Raw genomic sequence first — 20092 nt, 5'->3', positions numbered from 1 at the left:
AATTAAACAGATAAAAAAACCTCCAAAAAACGGAGGTTTTTTATACATAAATGTCTGTTTGGCTTAAATTGCTTTAGCTGGGCCTACAGTTTCATTTAAGTGTTTACGAATGGTCGAAAATGGAAACTTCTTGCTATCCATACGTTTAGGCAAGATGTATGCGCCGTCTTGACCCTTCACTTTAAAGTTTAAAAGGATGAAGTCTTTAGTGTCATACCATTCATGAATGTCTTTCCAACCGACAGTCATCGTACCCATGTTTGCGCCCATACGTTGCTGCATAGAGATCCCATGCGGCTGAACACCCATGCGAATGCCTTTAATTTCTTGTACAGGAACCTCGTTTAGTTTGCGTTTCGCATACCACTCGATACCGAATTTACGCACAAGGAAGTAAATCACAACACAGACAATAGCTACCCAGCAAAATACTGTTGAATAGTTCTTAATAAAGATGAGGCCCAAGAGTGCCAGTGCAAGAATTGCACCCATAATTAGCCATGCTTTTTTGCCAATTTTGAAGTTACTGCGAGACAGAACAAGTTGAGCATAACGTTGTTCTTCTTCAGAAATTTCATAAGCCACTGGCTCTAGCGTGTAGGCGTATAAATTTTTTGCGGTCATAGTGAAAGTAACAGATTTAAAACTGTAAAAAGTTTAGCATTATTTATACCAATTCAGTGAGTATATTGTTTCAAAATCATCCAAATTATAGCGAAGCCAGTTCAGTCGATGCTTGATCATGCTCATGACTTAGATTTTGTTTCAATTGGCTAAATTGGTTCAACACGTTAAACATCAAAGAAAGCTGTTGTAGCACGATTAAGGATTTTTGATCTTCCTCACTATTTTGTGACAAACGCTGACGGATTTCTTGCAACATATTTTGCGCCGTTAAGTCCGGTACTTCGTCACGTAGTAATGCACCTTGAATGTCATCCGTAGCTTTATCCAATAAGGTTAAGACTTGTTGATCTTGAATTTTTTCACGATGCGCACCTAAGGCTGCGATATAACTAATAAAGGTATGATTGAGACACAAAAACTCAAAGGCCAAAGCTTTTTGAGTCGGATCGGTATCGGGTTCGGTGGCTAAAGTGGAAATCAGTGAAGCCACTTCTGCATCGGTATTATGGGCTGCACGACGGACCACACGATAATTCAACCCGTTATTACGACCAGATTTGTATTGTTCAACCACTTCGGCCAAATAATCACACTGCGCTTGAATCGAACGGCTGATGGTTCGAGGCAGGCGACGGAATTTCCAATCTGGGAAAATGAAACTCACACCAAACCATGCCAAGGCACAACCAATGAGCGTGTCAATCATACGCGGCATAGCTGCGGCAAAACCCATTCCATCTAAGTTAAAGTTGATCAGCGCCAAAATGGTAATAAATGCAGTGGCTTGTGCATATTGCTTACTGCGTAATTCAAAAAACAGCACGCCACTTAAAATGAGTAGCAGTAACTGACCTTCGACAGAAGGAACAAAATATAAAATCGCATAACCTAAAATAATTCCGACCAAGGTGCCAATGATACGTAAATAGAGGCGGCGCTTGGTGGCGTTAAAGTTTGGCTGGCTGACAAACAGGGCAGTCAATAAAATCCAATAGCCATAACTGATATTGGTCACTTGGACAAAAATATAACCAATAAATAAGACAGTCGATAAACGCACAGCATGACGGAACAGCACCGATTCAGGGCTCAAATGTTGTTTGAATCGAATGACGATGTCGTCCCAACCTTTTAAATCATCATCTTTTAAACGATTTTCAATCAGGGCTTGTCGGTCAATATAACGCTCGGTTTCGACATTACGTAATTGCGCATCGATGCCTTTTAGGTTTTGGTATAAAGCAAATAAAGAGTTGATCCAGACTTCATCGTATTTTTGTTCTTCACGCAGCTTTTCGAGTGACAATTTTAGATTGTGGAACGCATGTTTAAAACGTTGATTATGATGATAAGGTTTTCGCTGTAAGATACTGATACTCAAATCTTTACAAGCTTTACCTTGAATCGAAAGCACGCGTTGAAAGCGAAATAAAATATCACTATGTTCAAAAATACGGGTCAATTTTTGATAATCAATATGCGCGGAATCGGCACGTTCATGAATGTCTTGCGCGACAAAATAATATTGCAGGCTACGACGCGTATCTTTTTGTCCACGGTCGCCTTTTAAACGCGTTAATAAGGCCGTTTTCATATCGTTGAAAATGCCAATTAATTTGCCATTTTCTAGCGATAGCTCAATCAAACTTTGCTGATAACTTTCCGGCGTCATATCGACATCGAACAAGTTAGATTTTGCAAATAAGAAGTCACCAAGGGACGAATAGCTTTGCGCCAATTTGTCCTGAACTTGACGTACAGGAAACAGTAGAAAGCTCAAAGTCGAAAGCAGTCCATACCACATCGCACCGATGACCAATAAACCTGCTTGTGTATACCAATTTTCAAAAAGTTCGACCCCTAGCATGGAATACACGGAGATCACCAGACAGCCATAAGAAATAGTGGCATAGCGACGACCCAATGAACCCAAAAGAATCCAACCAATACAAGAAACGATCAGCCCCAATGCAAATAAAATCGGATGCGGGAACAACAGATAAATGGATACCGCAGTAACAAAGAACCCAATATAAGTATAAATTTGATTGAGCACGCGGACTGAAAAGCGGTCATCGATATCACTTAGACCTGCGGCAACCACACCCAAGGTGAGGGGAATGGTCATCAATTGCTGATCTAAAAAATATGGGACAAAGGCTGTTCCTGCGAAGGCAATGACCATGCGCAAGTTATACATAAAGGTCGTGTTATAGGTTGCTTGTTTCAGTCGTGCGAGCCAGGCGTTCAAAATTTTTCCTTTGCTAAAGCGATGGGGCAGTAAGCAATGTGTATCGTGTGAATTTTCACATTGAAGCCAAGAAATAATACTATGTGCAGTGTAAACTTGTCTGCAAAACTTGCTTGCAATAAATGAATTATTCTTATGAAAAGCGTCGAATCACAAAAGGAATTTTCTCAACGCTGGATCGTCTTATTGGCGTTGCTGACTGCTTTGGGGCCACTTTCAATCGACATGTATTTGCCTGCTTTGCCTCAAATGGCCGACGATTTTGGTGTCACAACCCAACAAGTGGCCAATAGTCTTCCAGCGTATTTCTTGGGTTTGGCGATTGGCCAGTTAATTTATGGGCCAGTCAGCGACCGCATTGGGCGTAAAACACCGCTATATTTCGGTTTGGTTTTATATATTTGTGCCAGTTTTCTATGTGTCTTTGCCAATAGTGAATGGAGCTTGATCGCTGCTCGTGTTTTGCAAGCGTTGGGTGGCTGTGTCGGTGTAGTGATTGCCCGTGCTGCAATTCGTGATCGCTTAAGTATGCAAGCTTCTGCTCAAGCCTTTGCCAGCATGATGATCGTGACAACAATTGCACCAATCATTGCACCTACTTTAGGCGCATGGGTTTTGCAGGTGTTTGAATGGCAATACATATTTGCGGTATTGGCGCTTGTCGGTATTTTTTGTCTTTTCTGCGTACATTTTTTCTTTCAAGAAACCCTACCTGTTGAGCGGCGCTTAAACTTAAGTTTGAAACAAGTCTTAGGTTTATATAGTGCCATTTTGCAGGATGCAAGTTTCCGCAAGCCGATGCTCACAGGCTGTTTTTCTGGCGCGATTTTATTTTGTTATATCAGTGGTTCTTCTGCCATTTTGATGGATGGTTATGGTCTGAGCCAACAGCAATTTGCTTATGTATTTGGTGCGAATGCTTTAGGGATTATGGTGTTTTCGACCCTCAACAAGAAACTTGCCAATCGACTGGAGGTTCGACATCGTTTGCAATTGGGTAATGCACTTCAATTGTGTGGTGTGCTGATCTTATTGGCGGCAGGATTATTTAATCTTTCATCTATCGTTGTTGTAATGTTGGGCATGTTCTTATGTGTTGCATCAATCGGCTTCACTGGTCCAAATGCAATGGCTTTGGCGATGTCTGAACAAGGCTCACGAGCTGGCACAGCCAGTGCAATCATGGGAAGTATGCAATTTGCGTGTGGTCTATTGGCCGGAGTGTTTTTGAACTTTTTAGTATGGTCAGCGCTGATCAATATGGCCCTGATTATGCTGCTATTTGTGGTTGTTGCAATGTTCACCATGCGTAGTTTAAAAGCTTCAGCCATGGGGTGAACTAAATGCAGGTGATGACGTTTAGCAGGTCTGACTTAAACGTCGGTCATCAACGTACGTGTATTATTGATCAAATATCCGCGTCACTCATTATAAATGTTCATCATCCATAACGATGAATGAGGGCGCTATTTTCCCATTATGAATTCTATTGCTGTTTACTCGAAACATATATCTAAGTAATCATGCATTTGAAAATAAAAAGAGAAACTGTAGATCGCTGTTGTCCCACCTTTATGAAATAGAGCAACTGATAAATAAGTATTATTTGCATTAAACACAGTGCTTTATGCTGGATCAATACATTGTGAATGTCTCTATCGGTAATATGTCGGATTTTATCATTTTTATGACATACCTATAGGGTATGGATATTTACCTTTAAGGTATGGGTGTTGAGCTTTTTTGCCATCTGAATCGGCTAAGTCTGAATTTTAACTAAATATTTCAGTCTATTTTCAGTGATGGATTCAGCGTTTTTGCTTTTTGCTTTCAAGTATTTCGTTATTGGCGGCTCGCAGTTGAGGCTTTAATGCGACTAAAGCACGGATATGCAGCTTGAAATTTGTCCGCTCAAATAGGCGAATAACAAAGCGCCCAGAGTTAGGGCATACAACAATGACAGGACAATAGAGAGCTTAGGATGAAAACTCAAACTGTATTCCACCCAATGAAAACCCTTGTTGTTGCCATGAGTTTGGCAACGGTCTCAATGGCTCATGCAGGCAGCAATACTTCTGAAATTGAACAATTACGTGCAGAAGTTGCAGAACTGAAAAGTTTGATTAAAGCGCAGCAGCAAGTTCAACAACAGCAACAAACAGAGATTCAGCAAGTTAAAGCGCGTCCTGTTGCACCACCACCGCCACCAGCTACTCCAGCTGTAAGCTTAAAATCTAAAACAGGTGCAGATGTAAGCCTTTACGGTTTTGTTCGTGGTGATGCGAACTACATCATCGAAGGTGCGGATAACGACTTCAACAACGTACATACGTCTAAAGAAGAAGCACGAGATAAACTTCGCGCAACTGCAAAAACCACACGTTTTGGTTTAGATTTTACAGCACCTGTCGGTGGTGATAATAAAGTGGGCGGTAAAATTGAAGTCGACTTTGCAGATGCAAGTGGTTCAAATGATGGACTTCGCTTACGTCACGGTTACTTAACCTTTAACAACTGGTTATTTGGTCAAACGACATCTAACTTCTTATCTAGTCATGCACCAGAAATGATTGATTTCAATACAAACTTGGGTGGTGGTACTACACGTATTCCTCAAGTTCGTTATAACTACAAATTAGCTCCAGATACTCAATTATTTGTTTCTGCGGAAGAAGGGGATAGTAAAGGGACTGTTGCTGCAGATCCGACATATCGCCTTCCAAACTTAACTGCCAAAGTGACTCAAGGTTTTGCAGCAGGTAAAGGCACAGCTTCAGCTCGTGCATTGGTTGAAAACTACAAATCTAAAGCTGCGGATGATACTGAAACAGCTTGGGGTGTAGCAGCGGGTGCATCTTATGCAGTGACTGATCAATTGAAATTGAATGGTGATGTTTCGTATACAGAAGGCAACAGTAACTATTTATATGGTTCTAACTCGGCTTACTCTGTAGTCGATGGCAACATCGAGCAAAACAAATTCACTGCTGTACAAGTGGGTGCAACTTATAAGTTTAATGAAAAACTACGTTCGACTTTAGCTTACGGCGCGCTATTTGCGGATGATGGCAGCGCGTATGCGAAAGATGCATCTAACTCAAATGCGAACGAAGAAGCACAGCAAGCTTGGATTAACTTTATTTACGCACCTGTAAAACCAGTTGAACTTGGCTTGGAATATGTAAACGGTAAACGCAAAAATTTTGCGGGTGAATCTTATAACGATGACCGCGTTGGCTTAATGGCTAAATATAGCTTCTAAGTTCAACTAACGACTCTAATCGATCAAAAAAGCCTGACTCAGTTCAGGCTTTTTTTGTTAAAACAGAGGACGTTTAACGCAAATTAACCCACAGCACTAAGCAGATGGATTCACTAAATCGCCTGAGTAATGATGTTCTGCTAGTTAAAGAGGTTGTTGAACCACGTCCTATATGAGCATCATGTTCAAATCTTTAATATTTTATATAGATAAAAAATACGAATGCATTTAAATAAAAACAATTGGATATAACTTTAAATTATAGAAAAATTAACTTTTTGTAATAAAAAGTACTGAAATTTTATTATTCAGGCTGCATAATGTGCGACTTTTCAGAAATAGTGCGAAACAGTACAGACATACACAATGTTCTGTCATTGAATTTGCTTCATTTGAGGCTGTTTCTCAATTTAAAACTTTTAGCGATTTGTTAGTCATTTTGAGTTGATTTTTAAAACTCAGACTTACTTATTTGAATCAGATGATGAATATTTTTCAAACTCTTTAGCTTGAGTCGTTGAATTGCATTATTGATTTGAAATTACAAAATGTAGTTGTATTTCAGACCATAAAGGCAGCTAATGCTGATAGAAGAGCTTTAAAAATATTCAAATAATTTTGGACAAATTATATGGAATTTAGTTTTAACGCGTTTTATACCTTAATCGCAGCGGTAATTGTGCTTTTGTTGGGACGGTTTCTTGTTAATCGTATTGGTTTTTTAGGCCGATATAACATTCCAGAGCCTGTTGCCGGTGGTTTAGTTGCAGCGATTATTTCTTTAGTAGTGCACAGTCTTTGGGGCTATAGCATTACAACGAGTAGTGAATTACAAACGAGTTTCATGCTGATTTTCTTTGCATCCATTGGTTTAAGCGCAAACTTTGCCAAATTAAAAGAGGGAGGAATCGGCTTGGTCATCTTTATAGTCGCTGTTGCTTCATTCATCATGGTGCAGAACCTCGTAGGTATCAGTCTTGCGACTTTATTGGGTATTGATCCACTGATTGGTTTGATTGCAGGTTCAATTACGTTGACAGGTGGTCATGGTACAGCTGGTGCATGGGGTGAAATTTTAGAAGTTCAGCATGGCATTCAAGGTGCGTTAGCCTTAGGTATGGCAAGTGCGACATTTGGTTTGATTATTGGCGGTATTATCGGTGGTCCACTGGCTAAGCTATTAATTAACCGCTATCAACTTGCAACGCCACGTACTCATGAACAAATTGAAAAAAGTGATAACACGCCTTTAGCAGATATTAATTCAACAGAATATGTACCGTTTGAATATCCGCATCGAGTTCGTCTTATTACAGCAGATAATGCAATTACCACATTAGGTTTATTTGCAGGGTGTTTAGCATTTGCGGACTTCATGACAGGTTTTAGTAAAGGTACTGTATTTGAATTACCGACATTTGTTTGGGCACTGGCTGGCGGCGTAATTTTACGAAATGTACTGGAAGGTATTTTCCGTGTACAAATTTTCGACCGCGCTATCGATGTATTTGGTAATGCATCTCTATCTTTGTATTTGGCGATGGCATTGTTGTCATTAAAGTTATGGCAATTATCCGATCTCGCTGGCCCACTTGTAGTCATTTTGGGTGCACAAACGCTGACGATGGCTTTGTATGCTGCTTTTGTGACTTTCCGTGTCATGGGTAAAAACTATGATGCTGCTGTTTTATCAGCAGGTCACTGTGGTTTTGGTATGGGTGCAACGCCGACGGCTGTGGCAAATATGCAAGCGATTACAAATATGTATGGCCCTTCACATAAGGCATTTTTAATTGTACCGCTATGTGGTGCATTCTTTGTTGACTTAATTAATGCGACGGTTATTCAATTAATTCTCAAATTTTTCGCTTAATTCTACAAAGGCTCTAAATTAGAGCCTTTGTTTTTGTATTCGCATTTTAGGTATTGATTATGGATGAACAATTAAATGCAACTCTCATGGGCTGGGTCAAAGTTTTTAATGATCCGCTTTGGGATTTCTTAGTCGTATTCTTAGTGGCGGTTGGTATTTTCTATACCTTAATCACTGGCGCAGTTCAGATTCGTCTATTTTTTCATAGTATTAAAGTGATGAAATCTAGCCGTAAAGAAGGCGATGATGAACATGGGATTACACCATTCCAAGCCTTTGTGACGGGACTGGCCAGTCGTGTCGGCGTAGGTAATGTCGCAGGTGTTGCAATTGCGATTGCAATTGGTGGGCCAGGTGCAGTGTTTTGGATGTGGTTTACCGCATTTTTAGGCATGAGTTCAGCATTTGTGGAATCTTCACTTGCACAGCTCTTCAAAGTGCGTGATACGCAAAATCAGCAATTTCGTGGTGGTCCAGCGTACTACATCACGCAAGGCTTGAAGCAAAAGTGGTTGGGTGTGGTTTTTGCCATCGCGCTGATTTCAACTTACGGTTTTGTCTTTAATGCGGTGCAAGCCAATGCGATTACAGGTGCGACCTCACATGCGTGGGGCTGGGATAAAGCCAATATCATTTTAGACTTAGGTGGTTTCGGTTTCGAAATCTCTTGGGTGGGCTTGTTCTTGGTGTTCATTACTGCGCTGATTATTTTTGGCGGGATTAAACGAATCGCCAAAGTTGCAGAAAGATTTGTACCCTTTATGGCGTTGCTTTATCTCGCAGTTGCTTTCTATGTTGCATTTGCTAACTTTGCGATGCTCCCAGATATTTTCCAGTTAATTTTCAGTAAAGCCTTTGAATTTGATGCTGCGGCAGGTGGTTTTTTCGGTGCCATGGTTTCTATGGCAATGATGCAGGGGATTAAACGTGGTTTATTCTCGAATGAAGCGGGTATGGGCTCTGCACCCAACGCTGCGGCAGCATCAGATGTTAAACACCCTGTCAATCAAGGCCTAGTTCAGATGCTCGGTGTCTTTGTCGATACATTTGTCGTGTGTACCTGTACGGCGATCATTATTTTGGCATCTGGCTTGTATGAAAATGCAGGCTTTGAAGGCGTTGCTTTGACGCAAATGGCGCTTGAAAGCCAGATTGGCGCATGGGGAGATGACTTCCTTGCTATTATCTTGTTCTTATTCGCTTATTCTTCAGTAATCGGTAACTATGCTTATGCTGAAGGTAATGTGCAGTTTATCAATAACAATCCTAAGGTCATGTTTGTATTCCGCGTATTCGTCCTCATGATGGTGTACTTTGGTTCAATCATGAGTGTGCCTCTGATTTGGAACTTAGCGGATCTCTTCATGGGCGTGATGGCGAGTATTAACCTCTTTGCAATTTTATTGCTGACTCCATTCTTATTGATGTTGATGAAAGACTACACCTCACAGTTAAAACGTGGTGTAAAAGAGCCAGTGTTTAAGATGGATGAACATCCAAAATATAAGGATCGTGTTAATTCCGATATTTGGTAAAGTCAAAAATTAACTTTAAAAAGCTCCGTTGTCGGGGGCTTTTTTTGCTAGATAAGAGCTTAAATCCTGATGTGGAAATTCTGCTAGACATTGAAATTTTGACAGCCAATGACTTTCTAGGTTGTATGTCAATATAATGTGCATCGGTCAGAGGCATTAACGAATAATAACAGTGACGTGAATGCGGACTGATTAGACTACTTTTTCTCTTCAAATCTCGAGTTGCATTTGGAATATCTCTCAATGAAAAGCATAACTGTTTTGATGACTGCATTCGCAATCAGCCTTGTGGGTTGTCAAAGTGTGGGCTCAAAAACGGTCAGCGCTGAAACAACCTCACAAATTCGGACTTATACCGCAGCACCTGCTCAAGTGGCGAATAACCGCATTGACTTTAAAAAAGTGAAAAAGCAGGAAAAGCGTCCGATTGTTGCTTTGGTTTTAGGGAGTGGTGGGGCACGTGGTTATGCGCACATTGGCGCCATTCAGATACTTGAACAGCAGGGAATACACCCTGATTTTATTGTCGGAACCAGTGCGGGCAGTATTGTGGGTTCAATCTATGCATCAGGTAAAAGTGCCAATGAGTTAAGAGATATCGCTTTGAATATGAAAGCCAATGATGTTCGAGAAATACGTTTGGACAAAAAAGGCTTTTTTGACGGTAAAAAAGTTGAAGATTATATTAATGAGCAAGTTGATGACGTGCCTTTAGAGTTGCTAAAAACCCCAATGTATGTGGTGGCAACCGAGTTAAAGGATGGCAAAAAAGTCGTGTTCAACTATGGCAATACGGGGCAGGCCGTTCGTGCTTCGGTGTCGATTCCGAGTATGTTTATTCCAACGATTATTGAAGATACAGAATATGTCGATGGTGGCTTGGTCAGTCCTGTTCCTGTGGACGTTGCACGCGATTTAGGGGCAGATATTATTATTGCGGTGGATATTTTGGCACGACCGATTCATACCGAAACGTCGAATGTTTGGGGCTTGTTTAACCAAAATATCAATATTATGCAAAATCGTTTAGCTCAAGAAGAGCTCAAGCGAGCAGACATTGTGATTCAACCTGATTTACGTGAAAAAGCACATATATTTGATGTAAAAGGGCGTGAAGCGACGATGCTTGCAGGTGAAGAGGCGACCTTAGAAAAACTTGGAGAGATTTCTCGGGTTTATGCTGAACATCAATACAGCAAGGGGCATCATATTCCTTATTTAGCAGCCAAAGATTAGGCAGGTACGATCAGCAAATTGATATGCATCCTGTTCACCTCTCAGGGTGCATTTTTATTTCAGCAAAGCATTTTAATTTTTGCTCTCAGCTTTTCCCATGCTCAATAGTATCCAGTAATCATTAATATATTGGATGTTGATTGGTTTTAGGTCTTAATCACAAGATTTGCCAAATATAAAAATCGTAATGATAAGAAAATATACAGTTAATTATTTGAAATTAATTAAGAAAATCATATTAATTGGTTTTACGTAGATTTTAAGAGTATATACCTATATTAGCGTTTTTATTCATGTGCTTACGTTTACCAATACTGTTGAAGTGTTTAGAATATCATCAGGTTATTAATACTTAAAACCAATAAATATTTTAAAGGTGGCTGTAGATGAAAACGCTTGATGTAGGACAAAAAGTAAAGCTTGCGATGATGGAAGATAACGTATTTATTGTCACTCATGTACATGTAGATAATTCTTACACGCTAGAAAGTACCAATGATGGTGGACAAAAAACCAGCTATGACAACGTATCTTTCGAGATGTTAAAAGTCTTAGAAGATTAAGTTTAATGCCGTGCTATGTTGAATCGATGAACAACGCGTTTTAATGAATATGTTTTAAATATAAAACACAGCATAGCTTGGATTAAAAAAAACTGATAGATAGCGCGATAAATACTTGTTTATCGGGTGTATATCGTTATCGATATATATTTTACTGAATGATGGTATGATCACTATAAATAATAATGATGGTTTTTTTGCCGATTTGAACATTTAATTTTGATTAAAATCTATATAATAATCACATTAATCATTGTTATATCACGAGTCTAGAGAAACAAGATGTCCCCATTAGATCAAATTGCGAATGCACTAGACGACCAGTCAGAATTATCGATGTCAGTTTTAATGACTCCTGACATGGCGAATTTTTCGGGTAATGTGCATGGTGGAACGATTCTAAAATTGTTAGACCAAGTCGCGTATGCTTGTGCAAGTCGCTATTCTGGTAGCTACGTGGTGACACTATCAGTCGATAAAGTAAATTTTAAAGAACCGATTCACGTGGGTGAGTTAGTGACTTTCCTTGCAAGTGTGAACCATGTAGGTCGTACTTCTATGGAAATTGGTATTCGTGTTGAAGCGCAGAACATTCAAAAACGTACAGTGCGTCATACCAATAGTTGCTATTTCACAATGGTCGCTGTTGATGATCAAGGTAAACCAAAACAAATTCCGGCATTAAATCTAGATAATGACTGGAAACGTTGTCGCTTCGAAGCTGCGGAACATCGTAAAGTGGCGCGTTTACAGGAAAATCATCATCCTTCTTGCAGTATTTATAAAAAGTCGACACAAAGCTAATCGCTTTGGTGGCTGAATATTTGAAAAGATCGCTTAGGCGATCTTTTTTTTAATCTGAAATTTGTTTGGATAGTGCAGTAAGGATTTTAATTCCGAGTGTGCGACTAAAGTTTATTCTTCAAAGCTCAGTTAAAGATAGTCATTCAGTCCAATACTGTTTAATATAAAACGATACGTATCGTTTCGTTTTTTAAATTATGAGTGAAACTGAAAAAACTTCTCGGCGTAAGCAATGTATCTTACAAGCGGTCACAGATGCTTTGGCGGAAAGTGATTATCGAAGCATGACCATTGAAGATATTGCGGCTCGCGCAGGCGTGGGAAAATCGACGATTTACCGTTGGTGGAACCATAAGTCCGATCTGGTTTTCGATGCTTTTAAAGCGCACACCGCGTCGGTGTTTGAGCTCGATTTATCACAAAGTTTAGAGTTCAATCTAAATCAACAATTGCTCAAACTATCACGGGCTTTAAATCAGCATGTGGGTCGAGCATTGCTGGTCGTTTTGGCGGAGCATCGTGAAGCAGCGGGTGAGTTTTTTAAACAGTATTTGTTACCTCGACGCGAAGCGACACGTGAGCTGATTCAATTGGCCATTCAACGTGGAGAAATTCGAGCGGATTATCCTTTTGAGCTGATGTTAGATATGTTGTATGGCCCGATTCATTATCAGATCATTTTCTTTAATACTCAGCCAGATGAAGACTATATCAAGCGACTGGTGCAGTTGGCGCTTAAGCCGATTCTGATTGAATCAGAAGCCACACATGGTGGTGAGGCAAGGACATCATGATCCATCAAAATCATGCATCACTATGGAACAAGTCTTTTGTTTTTTGTTTGTGTAATAACTTGTTTTTATTTAGCTATTACTTTGCGCTGCTGACCATATTGCCCATTTATATTATGAAAGAATTGGGTGGTACGATTCAGCAAGCGGGTATGGCTTTGACCTTATTTTTAGTGTCATCCATTGCGATTCGTCCCTTTTCCGGCATGATTGTTGAGCGTTTTGGTAAAGCCAATTCTGTGCGTATTTCAGGCTTTATTTTTGTCGTTTTTGCGCTGAGTTATTTGTGGATTGACAGCATGTGGTCGTTGTTGGTCATTCGTTTTTTACATGGTTTTTGGTTCAGTATATTAACCACGGTCAATGTTCCCATCGTAAATGATTACATTCCAGATCACCGAAAAGGCGAGGGCATGGGTTACTTTGTCATGTCGACCAACTTAGGCGTGGTGATCGGGCCATTTTTAGCGCTGAGCATGATTCAATTCAGCAGTTTTAGTACCTTATTTGCAGTATTAGCCTTCTTGGTTGCAGTGGGCTATGTTTTTACGTGGTTAGTTCAAATACAAGAACACGTACAGCTTAAATCAAGTGATCAAGCGAGCAAATCCGCTGCCATCCAATGGCGTGATGTGATCGAAACACGGGTACTTGCCATCAGTTTTGTGGCGCTACTCACTGCGTTTGCATATTCAAGTGTGATGAGCTTTATCACCGCTTATGCAGAGTTGAAGCATTTACTCGCTTATACCAGTATCTTTTTTATTGTCTTTGCTGTGTCGATGTTGGTCGTCCGTCCTTGGGTTGGCAAAGTCTATGATCGCAAAGGCCCGAGTGCAGTCATCTATCCGTCCTTTATTTGCTTTGCCATTGGTTTGGTGATTGTGAGTTTTCTCACGAATCAATGGGTGCTTTGGATATCGGCAGTTTTTATGGGCATCGGCTACGGTTCAGTGTTCCCATGTCTGCAAACGGTCGCGATTCAAACGGTAGAAAAAGCCCGAATGGGACATGCAATATCCACCTTTTTTGCCTTGTTTGATATTGGCCTTGCTGTTGGTTCGGTCATGATGGGTGTGCTGATTGCATACTTTGGATTTCAGGCAACCTATTTATTTTGTGCGGTGATGGTGCTGTTCACTACGTGGATGTATCGTCTATTCGTGGCAAACCAATTCAAACGCAGTGCTTTAGGAGCTGAATAATGGAATTACGACATCTACGATATTTTGTTGCGGTTGCCGAAGAGCTAAATTTTACCAAGGCTGCGCAGCGAATGTGTACTGTGCAACCTTCTTTAAGTCAGCAAATTAAAGACCTAGAACAGGAAGTTGGGGTGCAATTATTGATGCGAACCAACCGAAAAGTTGAACTGACTGCAGAAGGTCAGGCCTTTTTAAAAGAAGCGCGTTTGAGTTTAGAGCATGCTGAAAAAGCCATGATAGATGCGCGTCAAATTGCGAAGCTCAGTAAAGAACAACTGAATATCGGCTTTGTTCCTGTGGCTGAAATGAAGGTCTTTCCTTATATCATGCCAAATATTCGAGCTCAGTTTCCTGAGTTAAAAATTCATTTTCATAGTTTAATGGATGTCGATCAGATCAGCGCAGTGCATAAAGGGGAAATTGATATTGCCTTTACCCGTTATGTCGAAGAAAGCCCTGATATAGAATCTGTTCAGATTTTTACTGAGCCTTTGGCGCTGATTGTACCGAAAAATTCGCCTGTGGCAGAACAGCGGCACATTAGCATTAAAAACATGAATAATCAGGATTTTATTATTAGTGATGAACATTCATCACCTGAGCTATACCGAATTATTCAAGATTTCTTTAAGCAAAATAAACTGAATGTGAACTTGGTACAGCATTCGACCAATATTTTGTTAAATGTCAATTTGGTCGGTATGGGCGTGGGGTGGAGTTTGGTACCGTCTTATGTCATTCCATTGCTCGGTGATAAAATATTGGTTAAAAGTACGGTTGAACCTTTGCCGACCATTGGTTTGTATGCGAGCTATCGAAAAGATCGTAAAAATGATGCAATCGAATTGATTTTAAAAGTCTTAAAAGAGCAGTTCTATATGGGCTTTTTCTAAGCTTTTACATATTGCCGTAAGATCTAAATAACTGATGTTACGCAGTAACATCAGAAGCGCAATTTGATTCAAATATAAAGTACGATAAGCGGTAAGGTCATCCGCAAGTGTTTGAGGCAGGACAACTTCTAATCAAAAAAGTTTTTGCGATACTCTGAATAATTTGACGGTAGTGAACGAGTTTTGCGGTGAGGAGCATTGCTCCGCAAGATGGTTTCCTTGCGAAGCTTCGCTTCTCATTTTGCCGAATGAGAAACAATGTTTCGTAAGAGTACCTCTAGCCGAAGGCTAATCCCTTTATTCAATCCCTAGATATAAGACTCCGTCGAATAGACTTAAAAAGCATATTAAAAATGCGAAATTACTTTTTCGTGTGTAACATCAGTTAAATAAAAAATCCTGAATTAAGCGCTTCGGGATTTTTTATTTATCGTATTTTTAATCACAGATTAAATGAAGAATGGAGCTTTTTTAGCTCATTCATTTAAACCACTTTTGTAAATAAGGTTTCATCACGCGGTAGGCAATCAAACCGATAATAATAATCAGATAGAGTGGCCAAATCGTAATGAGAACAACCAACAGGCTCAACACAAATTGCCAACCTTTTTGAATACCGTACCACGCTCTTTGCCAGAAACTATCGCCATTTAACTGAGCAATAGCATCAAGGTTAATATCGATATGTTCACGGACAGTGGCAGGTTGGCTAAAGCCAATCACAATCGTGCTATAGCGGACACGATCTTGAACTTCTAAGCGGGTCAGACGTGAGATTTCATTGATTTGTGCTGCTGCAACATGGTCGGGCACGACCTGTGTTTGTGACATTTTTTCTTCGAGTAGTTTTAGCTCATAGCGTTTTGCCGAATATTGCTGACGGTTCAAAAAATGCATAAGGGGCAACAGTTGATTAACGAAATGTGCAGCTTTTTCACTTGGCACACGAATGATCATTTCCGCTTGCGGATTTATTTTTTCAAAGATTTTAATTTTGCCGTCAGCAATCGGGTAGGATTGACTCTCTTGCACCACAAAGTCGATATTTTTCTGTTCAATAAAGCCACCTAAACTTAGCGTGAGTTTTTCAATTTCTAAGGCCGTTTTAACCACATCTTTCGACTCAAAACTGACATTGGCTTCTCGAACCATTTTACGAGAGGCTTCGGCTGGGTTGACCTGCTCATTTAAAATAGTTTCAGGTTTTTGTGTTGTTGCAGGCGTGGTAGACGGCTCATTGGAAGTGCTTTCCGCTGCTTGATCTTGCTGTGTACTGACTTGAGCAGGTTGTGCATCTGCGCTGGCTTCAGTTGCCATTTCTTCGGTTTTCTTGGAACAGCCTGAAATTAAAATCACCGTTAACATGGCAATTAAATATTTATTTTTCATTGATGTAGAGCTCAATTGTTTGATTGTCAGAAAGTCGGAGTAAATACTTTTTGCTTTAAATATAAATTCAAATTTAGCGTAATTATTAGTCGGGCGTATTGTATCGGAAAGTGTTTAAAGCACGGATGAACGCAACATAATTCTACATAAAGCCGCGTATAGTAATAGACAGAACAACAAGGATGAAAATAAGGATATCTACAATGAACCCAGCAATGAAACTCTACAGCAATCCACGCTCACGCAGTAATACTATTCTGCCTTTATTGAAAGAATTAGACATCGAGTCAGAAGTTGAGATTATTGAAGTGCCATATGAAGAGATGCATCAAGCGGCATATCTCAAGATTAACCCCATGGGCAAAGTTCCTTGCTTGGTCGATGGTACTGCCGTGATCAGTGAAACTGCAGCCATCTTTAGTTATTTAGCCGATAAATTCAGTGACAAAGGTTTAGCACCCGCATTGGATGATCCAAAACGGGGTGAATATTTGAAATGGATGTTTTTTTGTCATGGTCCGCTGACTGAATATATGGACATGAAAAATGTCGGCATTAGTACTGAGTTGATGGATGAAAAACGTGGCAGTTTGAGTTTTGGTAATGAAAAAATACTTTTAGATTTTATTAAAACAGGGCTTGCGCAGGCACAGCCATATCTGTTGGGGGATAAAATTAGCGCAGCAGATTTGTATTTAGCTTATTGGATGGTGTATGCAATTTCATTCAAAATATTGCCATATTTAGATGAATTTAAAACTTTTATTCAGCAGATTCAGCAAGGTGAATCGGTAAAAGATGTGCATTGGTTTCAGTCGGTTTAACTTGGATGCTTATTTGATTGTTGGCTGAACGTGGTATTGCTATATGTCTATTCATATAACTCTTTCTTTGAGAATTAAAAAGAAAGAGTTTTAAATATCAATCACTAAGATGATAAAGCGATTTTAATTATTGCTTAGATAATGTATGGCAAATGTTGAGCTAAATTAAATAGACTCAATCATTGTTGGTTCTATTTAAAAAATCATGGGCTTCATCATCAGATAGAGGTGGGCCTAAATCTCTTTCAAGTTTGGCATATATTTCAAGCAGTCTTTTTTGATGTGGGTCCATATCTAAGGCACGATGCTGCTGATATGTTAATTGATCATCAATCCAATCATAATCCTGTATCGTAGACCCGGCGAAACTGGTTTTCAAATGGAGTTTGTAATAACCATAAAAGTTGTGTTTCTTGGTATCTAGACAGAGATAGGCGAAGGTAGACCAACCACTTTCGGGAAATTTAAGGCGAGTTCGGCAGGGCTTCTTTTCTAGTGTAAATGTGGGTGAATAGACTTGGCCTTTTAGAATGATATTTTTGTCTTGACCAAAATATTGAGTTTGTAATGCAAATAAAGCAAGAATCACTGTGGTGAGAAAAAAGCTGGCAATGACTGCATAAAAAAATGAAATGTATAAATGGAAGGACAAAAAATTAGATTCTTCGTTTTTGTTCACATCTTTTTCTAAGCGTAATAAATAGCAATTCAAAGAAATAAGAAAACAGAGGCAAAAAACGAAAATAGCTAACCAACTATTGGCATGAAAATGATGTATCTCTACGAAAATGAGTGAACAGATAAAAATAAAGCCCAACAAACTATAAATGAATAATTTCTGAAATCTTTTTTGCATTTTGCGAAGCTTATAATTATGTATTGAACGATTATAGCATGCGATGTTTATAGTGATTATAGAAAAAATCACCATGCTTTATGCATGGTGATTTTTAATTCTTGCAGATCTATTTAGATTATTAAGCATGCAATTTTGCAAACAATTGTTGGCTCACGCTGTCTAAAGTTTGTGGAATTGCAATCGCTGCAACAAAACGGTCTGGGCGAAGAATCGTAACAGATTCAGTGGTTTTACCAAACCAACCACGAATATCGGTACCAATATCACCAATCGTAATCACATTGTCGTACTTGGTGCGATTTTCATTGCTAAGCTGAACAGCAGGCAATACTTGGATAAATTTAACGCCCAATTTTTGCCATTTTTTCATGGTCGCATCTGACAGACCCCATTTCGGATCGACGCCCCAAGCAATGATTGCAAAGTCGTTACCGATGACTTCATCAAGTAGGACTTTTTCGCCAGATTCAAGTTGAACATGTGGCTGAATTAACATTTTACCTACAGGTGAGTCTTTAACACCGTTATTGATCAATGCACCGTCGTTGTACTTCGGCATTGGCTTGAAGCGCATTTCCAATAGATATTGCTTGATCGGTTTGATGTAATTGAGTGCATAGGCAATACCATCACGGACGAAACCTTGCCATTTTTTCGGTGGAGCAAGGACATGACCCGCCATTACAGAAAGATCAATCATCGCTTTTGCATGATCTTTACGTTCAACTTGGTATGTATCTAAAAGCGCAGGGCCAGCTTTGCCTTGTACAACCATTGCAACTTTCCACGCAAGGTTGAACGCATCACGCATACCACTGTTATACCCTTGACCTTGCCATACTGGCATGATGTGCGCAGCATCACCTGCAAGTAAAATACGGTCTACACGGAATTTATCTGCAATACGGGCATTGTGGGTATAAACGCGCTGACGAATCACTTCAATACCGTCGGTCGTTGGAAGCACTTTCGACAATAATTTGGCAATGTTTTCAGGTTTGCTTAATTCATCTTGAGTTTCACCAGGCATCACCATAAATTCGAAACGACGAATACCGTGTGGAAGCGCAGCAGATACATAAGGACGCACAGGGTCACAGCATAGGTAAATGTGTGGCGTTGCAAGTGGGTCGTTATTGATGTCGATCACGATCCATTGGTTCGGTGCAGTTTTACCATCGAAGCCGATGTTGAGGGTACGACGTACCACTGAGTTACCACCATCACAAGCAATCAAATACTGCGCTTGAATTTTTTCAGCTTCACCGTCTTTATTTTGAATATTTAGCGTTACACCATTGGCATCTTGGCTAAAATCAGACAATTGACGAGAGAATAAAACATTTGTGGTTTCGTACTGTTTTAAACCTTGTAGCAGTACATTATCGACTTGTGGTTGAATAAAGGCATTACGACGTGAGAAACCAAATTCACGAGTGAGCGGTTGAATGTCAGCGAAACAACGACCTTTAGGGGTTAAGAAACGCATCGCGTGGTTCGGTGTTGTATGTGGTAATACTTGGTCCACTAAACCTAATGATTGGATGGTACGTAATGATTCATCATCAATACCAATCGCACGTGGGTAGTCAATCAGGCTGTCTAGTTGTTCAATCACAGTGACTTTGACACCTTGCTTACTTAAGTAGTTTGCAATGGTTAAGCCGACAGGACCTGCGCCCAGAATGGCAACTTCCGTTGTGTAATTTGCTTTATTGCTCATGCGTAAACATCCAATCACTTCACATATGCCACTATTAAGTTCTAACCCGAGGCTTTCAACAAGCTAGGCATAAGTCGAAACGATGAATCGAATTGTCGTGTTTTTTGCAGGGTTTTATTTTAAGTGAATGATATATATTTATTTATATTAAAATGATCAATCATTTTGAATGATTTATCGATCATTAAAATCTATCAATTAGTAGCTTTGAGCATAAAAAAGCCGAACCATTTTTCAATGATCCGGCGACTTTAATT

General features: G+C 39.7%; 16 protein-coding genes. 11 read left to right on the top strand and 5 right to left on the bottom strand.

Features of this window, described 5'->3' with window-relative positions; genetic code table 11:
* Nucleotides 1–63: 63 nt before the first annotated feature.
* Nucleotides 64–624, bottom strand: a complete 561-nt coding sequence (locus FTT77_RS06290; protein WP_078191438.1) for a YcxB family protein — start codon at nt 622–624, stop codon at nt 64–66.
* 85 nt (nt 625–709) lie between these two features.
* A complete protein-coding gene (yccS, locus tag FTT77_RS06285; RefSeq protein WP_078191437.1) occupies nt 710–2878 on the bottom strand; it encodes a YccS family putative transporter in 2169 nt (722 codons plus the stop codon).
* Between the two features lie 135 nt (nt 2879–3013).
* On the opposite strand from yccS, the gene FTT77_RS06280 reads away from it, so the two are divergent.
* From FTT77_RS06280 to FTT77_RS06235, 10 genes are all read left to right on the top strand, one after another.
* The gene (locus FTT77_RS06280) at nt 3014–4216 is read left to right on the top strand and encodes a multidrug effflux MFS transporter (RefSeq protein ID WP_180109085.1); all 1203 of its coding nucleotides are present in this window, start codon (nt 3014–3016) and stop codon (nt 4214–4216) included.
* A 643-nt stretch (nt 4217–4859) separates the two neighbouring features.
* On the top strand, nt 4860–6140 hold the full coding sequence (locus tag FTT77_RS06275) for a DcaP family trimeric outer membrane transporter (RefSeq protein WP_180109084.1): 1281 nt from the start codon (nt 4860–4862) through the stop codon (nt 6138–6140).
* A 631-nt stretch (nt 6141–6771) separates the two neighbouring features.
* Nucleotides 6772–8013 carry a sodium/glutamate symporter gene (gene gltS / locus FTT77_RS06270; RefSeq protein WP_180109083.1) on the top strand — a complete coding sequence of 414 codons (1242 nt, stop codon included), beginning with the start codon at nt 6772–6774 and terminating at the stop codon, nt 8011–8013.
* Nucleotides 8014–8072: 59 nt separating this feature from the next.
* On the top strand, nt 8073–9548 hold the full coding sequence (locus FTT77_RS06265; RefSeq protein ID WP_180089121.1) for a sodium:alanine symporter family protein: 1476 nt from the start codon (nt 8073–8075) through the stop codon (nt 9546–9548).
* Nucleotides 9549–9791: 243 nt separating this feature from the next.
* Entirely contained in the window at nt 9792–10784 is a 993-nt protein-coding gene (locus FTT77_RS06260; RefSeq protein ID WP_180055511.1) for a patatin-like phospholipase family protein, read from the top strand.
* Nucleotides 10785–11170: 386 nt separating this feature from the next.
* Nucleotides 11171–11347 carry a hypothetical protein gene (locus FTT77_RS06255; protein WP_171263721.1) on the top strand — a complete coding sequence of 59 codons (177 nt, stop codon included), beginning with the start codon at nt 11171–11173 and terminating at the stop codon, nt 11345–11347.
* Between the two features lie 282 nt (nt 11348–11629).
* On the top strand, nt 11630–12151 hold the full coding sequence (locus tag FTT77_RS06250; RefSeq protein ID WP_078191431.1) for an acyl-CoA thioesterase: 522 nt from the start codon (nt 11630–11632) through the stop codon (nt 12149–12151).
* A gap of 197 nt (nt 12152–12348) precedes the next feature.
* The gene (locus tag FTT77_RS06245; protein ID WP_180009821.1) at nt 12349–12945 is read left to right on the top strand and encodes a TetR/AcrR family transcriptional regulator; all 597 of its coding nucleotides are present in this window, start codon (nt 12349–12351) and stop codon (nt 12943–12945) included.
* Complete coding sequence (locus tag FTT77_RS06240; RefSeq protein ID WP_180109082.1) at nt 12942–14147, top strand: MFS transporter; 1206 nt, start codon at nt 12942–12944, stop codon at nt 14145–14147. Before FTT77_RS06245 ends, FTT77_RS06240 begins: the two co-directional genes overlap by 4 nt.
* Complete coding sequence (locus FTT77_RS06235; RefSeq protein ID WP_180109081.1) at nt 14147–15040, top strand: LysR substrate-binding domain-containing protein; 894 nt, start codon at nt 14147–14149, stop codon at nt 15038–15040. Before FTT77_RS06240 ends, FTT77_RS06235 begins: the two co-directional genes overlap by 1 nt.
* A 480-nt stretch (nt 15041–15520) precedes the next feature.
* Here the strand turns inward: FTT77_RS06235 and FTT77_RS06230 are convergent, their stop codons facing one another.
* The gene (locus FTT77_RS06230; protein ID WP_180109080.1) at nt 15521–16429 is read right to left on the bottom strand and encodes a DUF4349 domain-containing protein; all 909 of its coding nucleotides are present in this window, start codon (nt 16427–16429) and stop codon (nt 15521–15523) included.
* Nucleotides 16430–16644: 215 nt separating this feature from the next.
* Here FTT77_RS06230 and FTT77_RS06225 point away from each other — a divergent pair, with 215 nt between their 5' ends.
* On the top strand, nt 16645–17253 hold the full coding sequence (locus tag FTT77_RS06225; RefSeq protein ID WP_180109102.1) for a glutathione S-transferase family protein: 609 nt from the start codon (nt 16645–16647) through the stop codon (nt 17251–17253).
* Between the two features lie 175 nt (nt 17254–17428).
* Here the strand turns inward: FTT77_RS06225 and FTT77_RS06220 are convergent, their stop codons facing one another.
* Nucleotides 17429–17932 carry a hypothetical protein gene (locus FTT77_RS06220; protein ID WP_180109079.1) on the bottom strand — a complete coding sequence of 168 codons (504 nt, stop codon included), beginning with the start codon at nt 17930–17932 and terminating at the stop codon, nt 17429–17431.
* A gap of 298 nt (nt 17933–18230) precedes the next feature.
* The gene (locus FTT77_RS06215) at nt 18231–19835 is read right to left on the bottom strand and encodes a bifunctional 3-(3-hydroxy-phenyl)propionate/3-hydroxycinnamic acid hydroxylase (protein ID WP_180109078.1); all 1605 of its coding nucleotides are present in this window, start codon (nt 19833–19835) and stop codon (nt 18231–18233) included.
* Nucleotides 19836–20092: the final 257 nt, after the last annotated feature.

Source organism: Acinetobacter sp. YH01010 (assembly GCF_013420775.1).
Classification (GTDB): domain Bacteria; phylum Pseudomonadota; class Gammaproteobacteria; order Pseudomonadales; family Moraxellaceae; genus Acinetobacter; species Acinetobacter amyesii.
The sequence above is the reverse complement of the archived record's forward strand: the minus strand, read 5'-3'. Positions and strand labels throughout refer to the sequence as shown.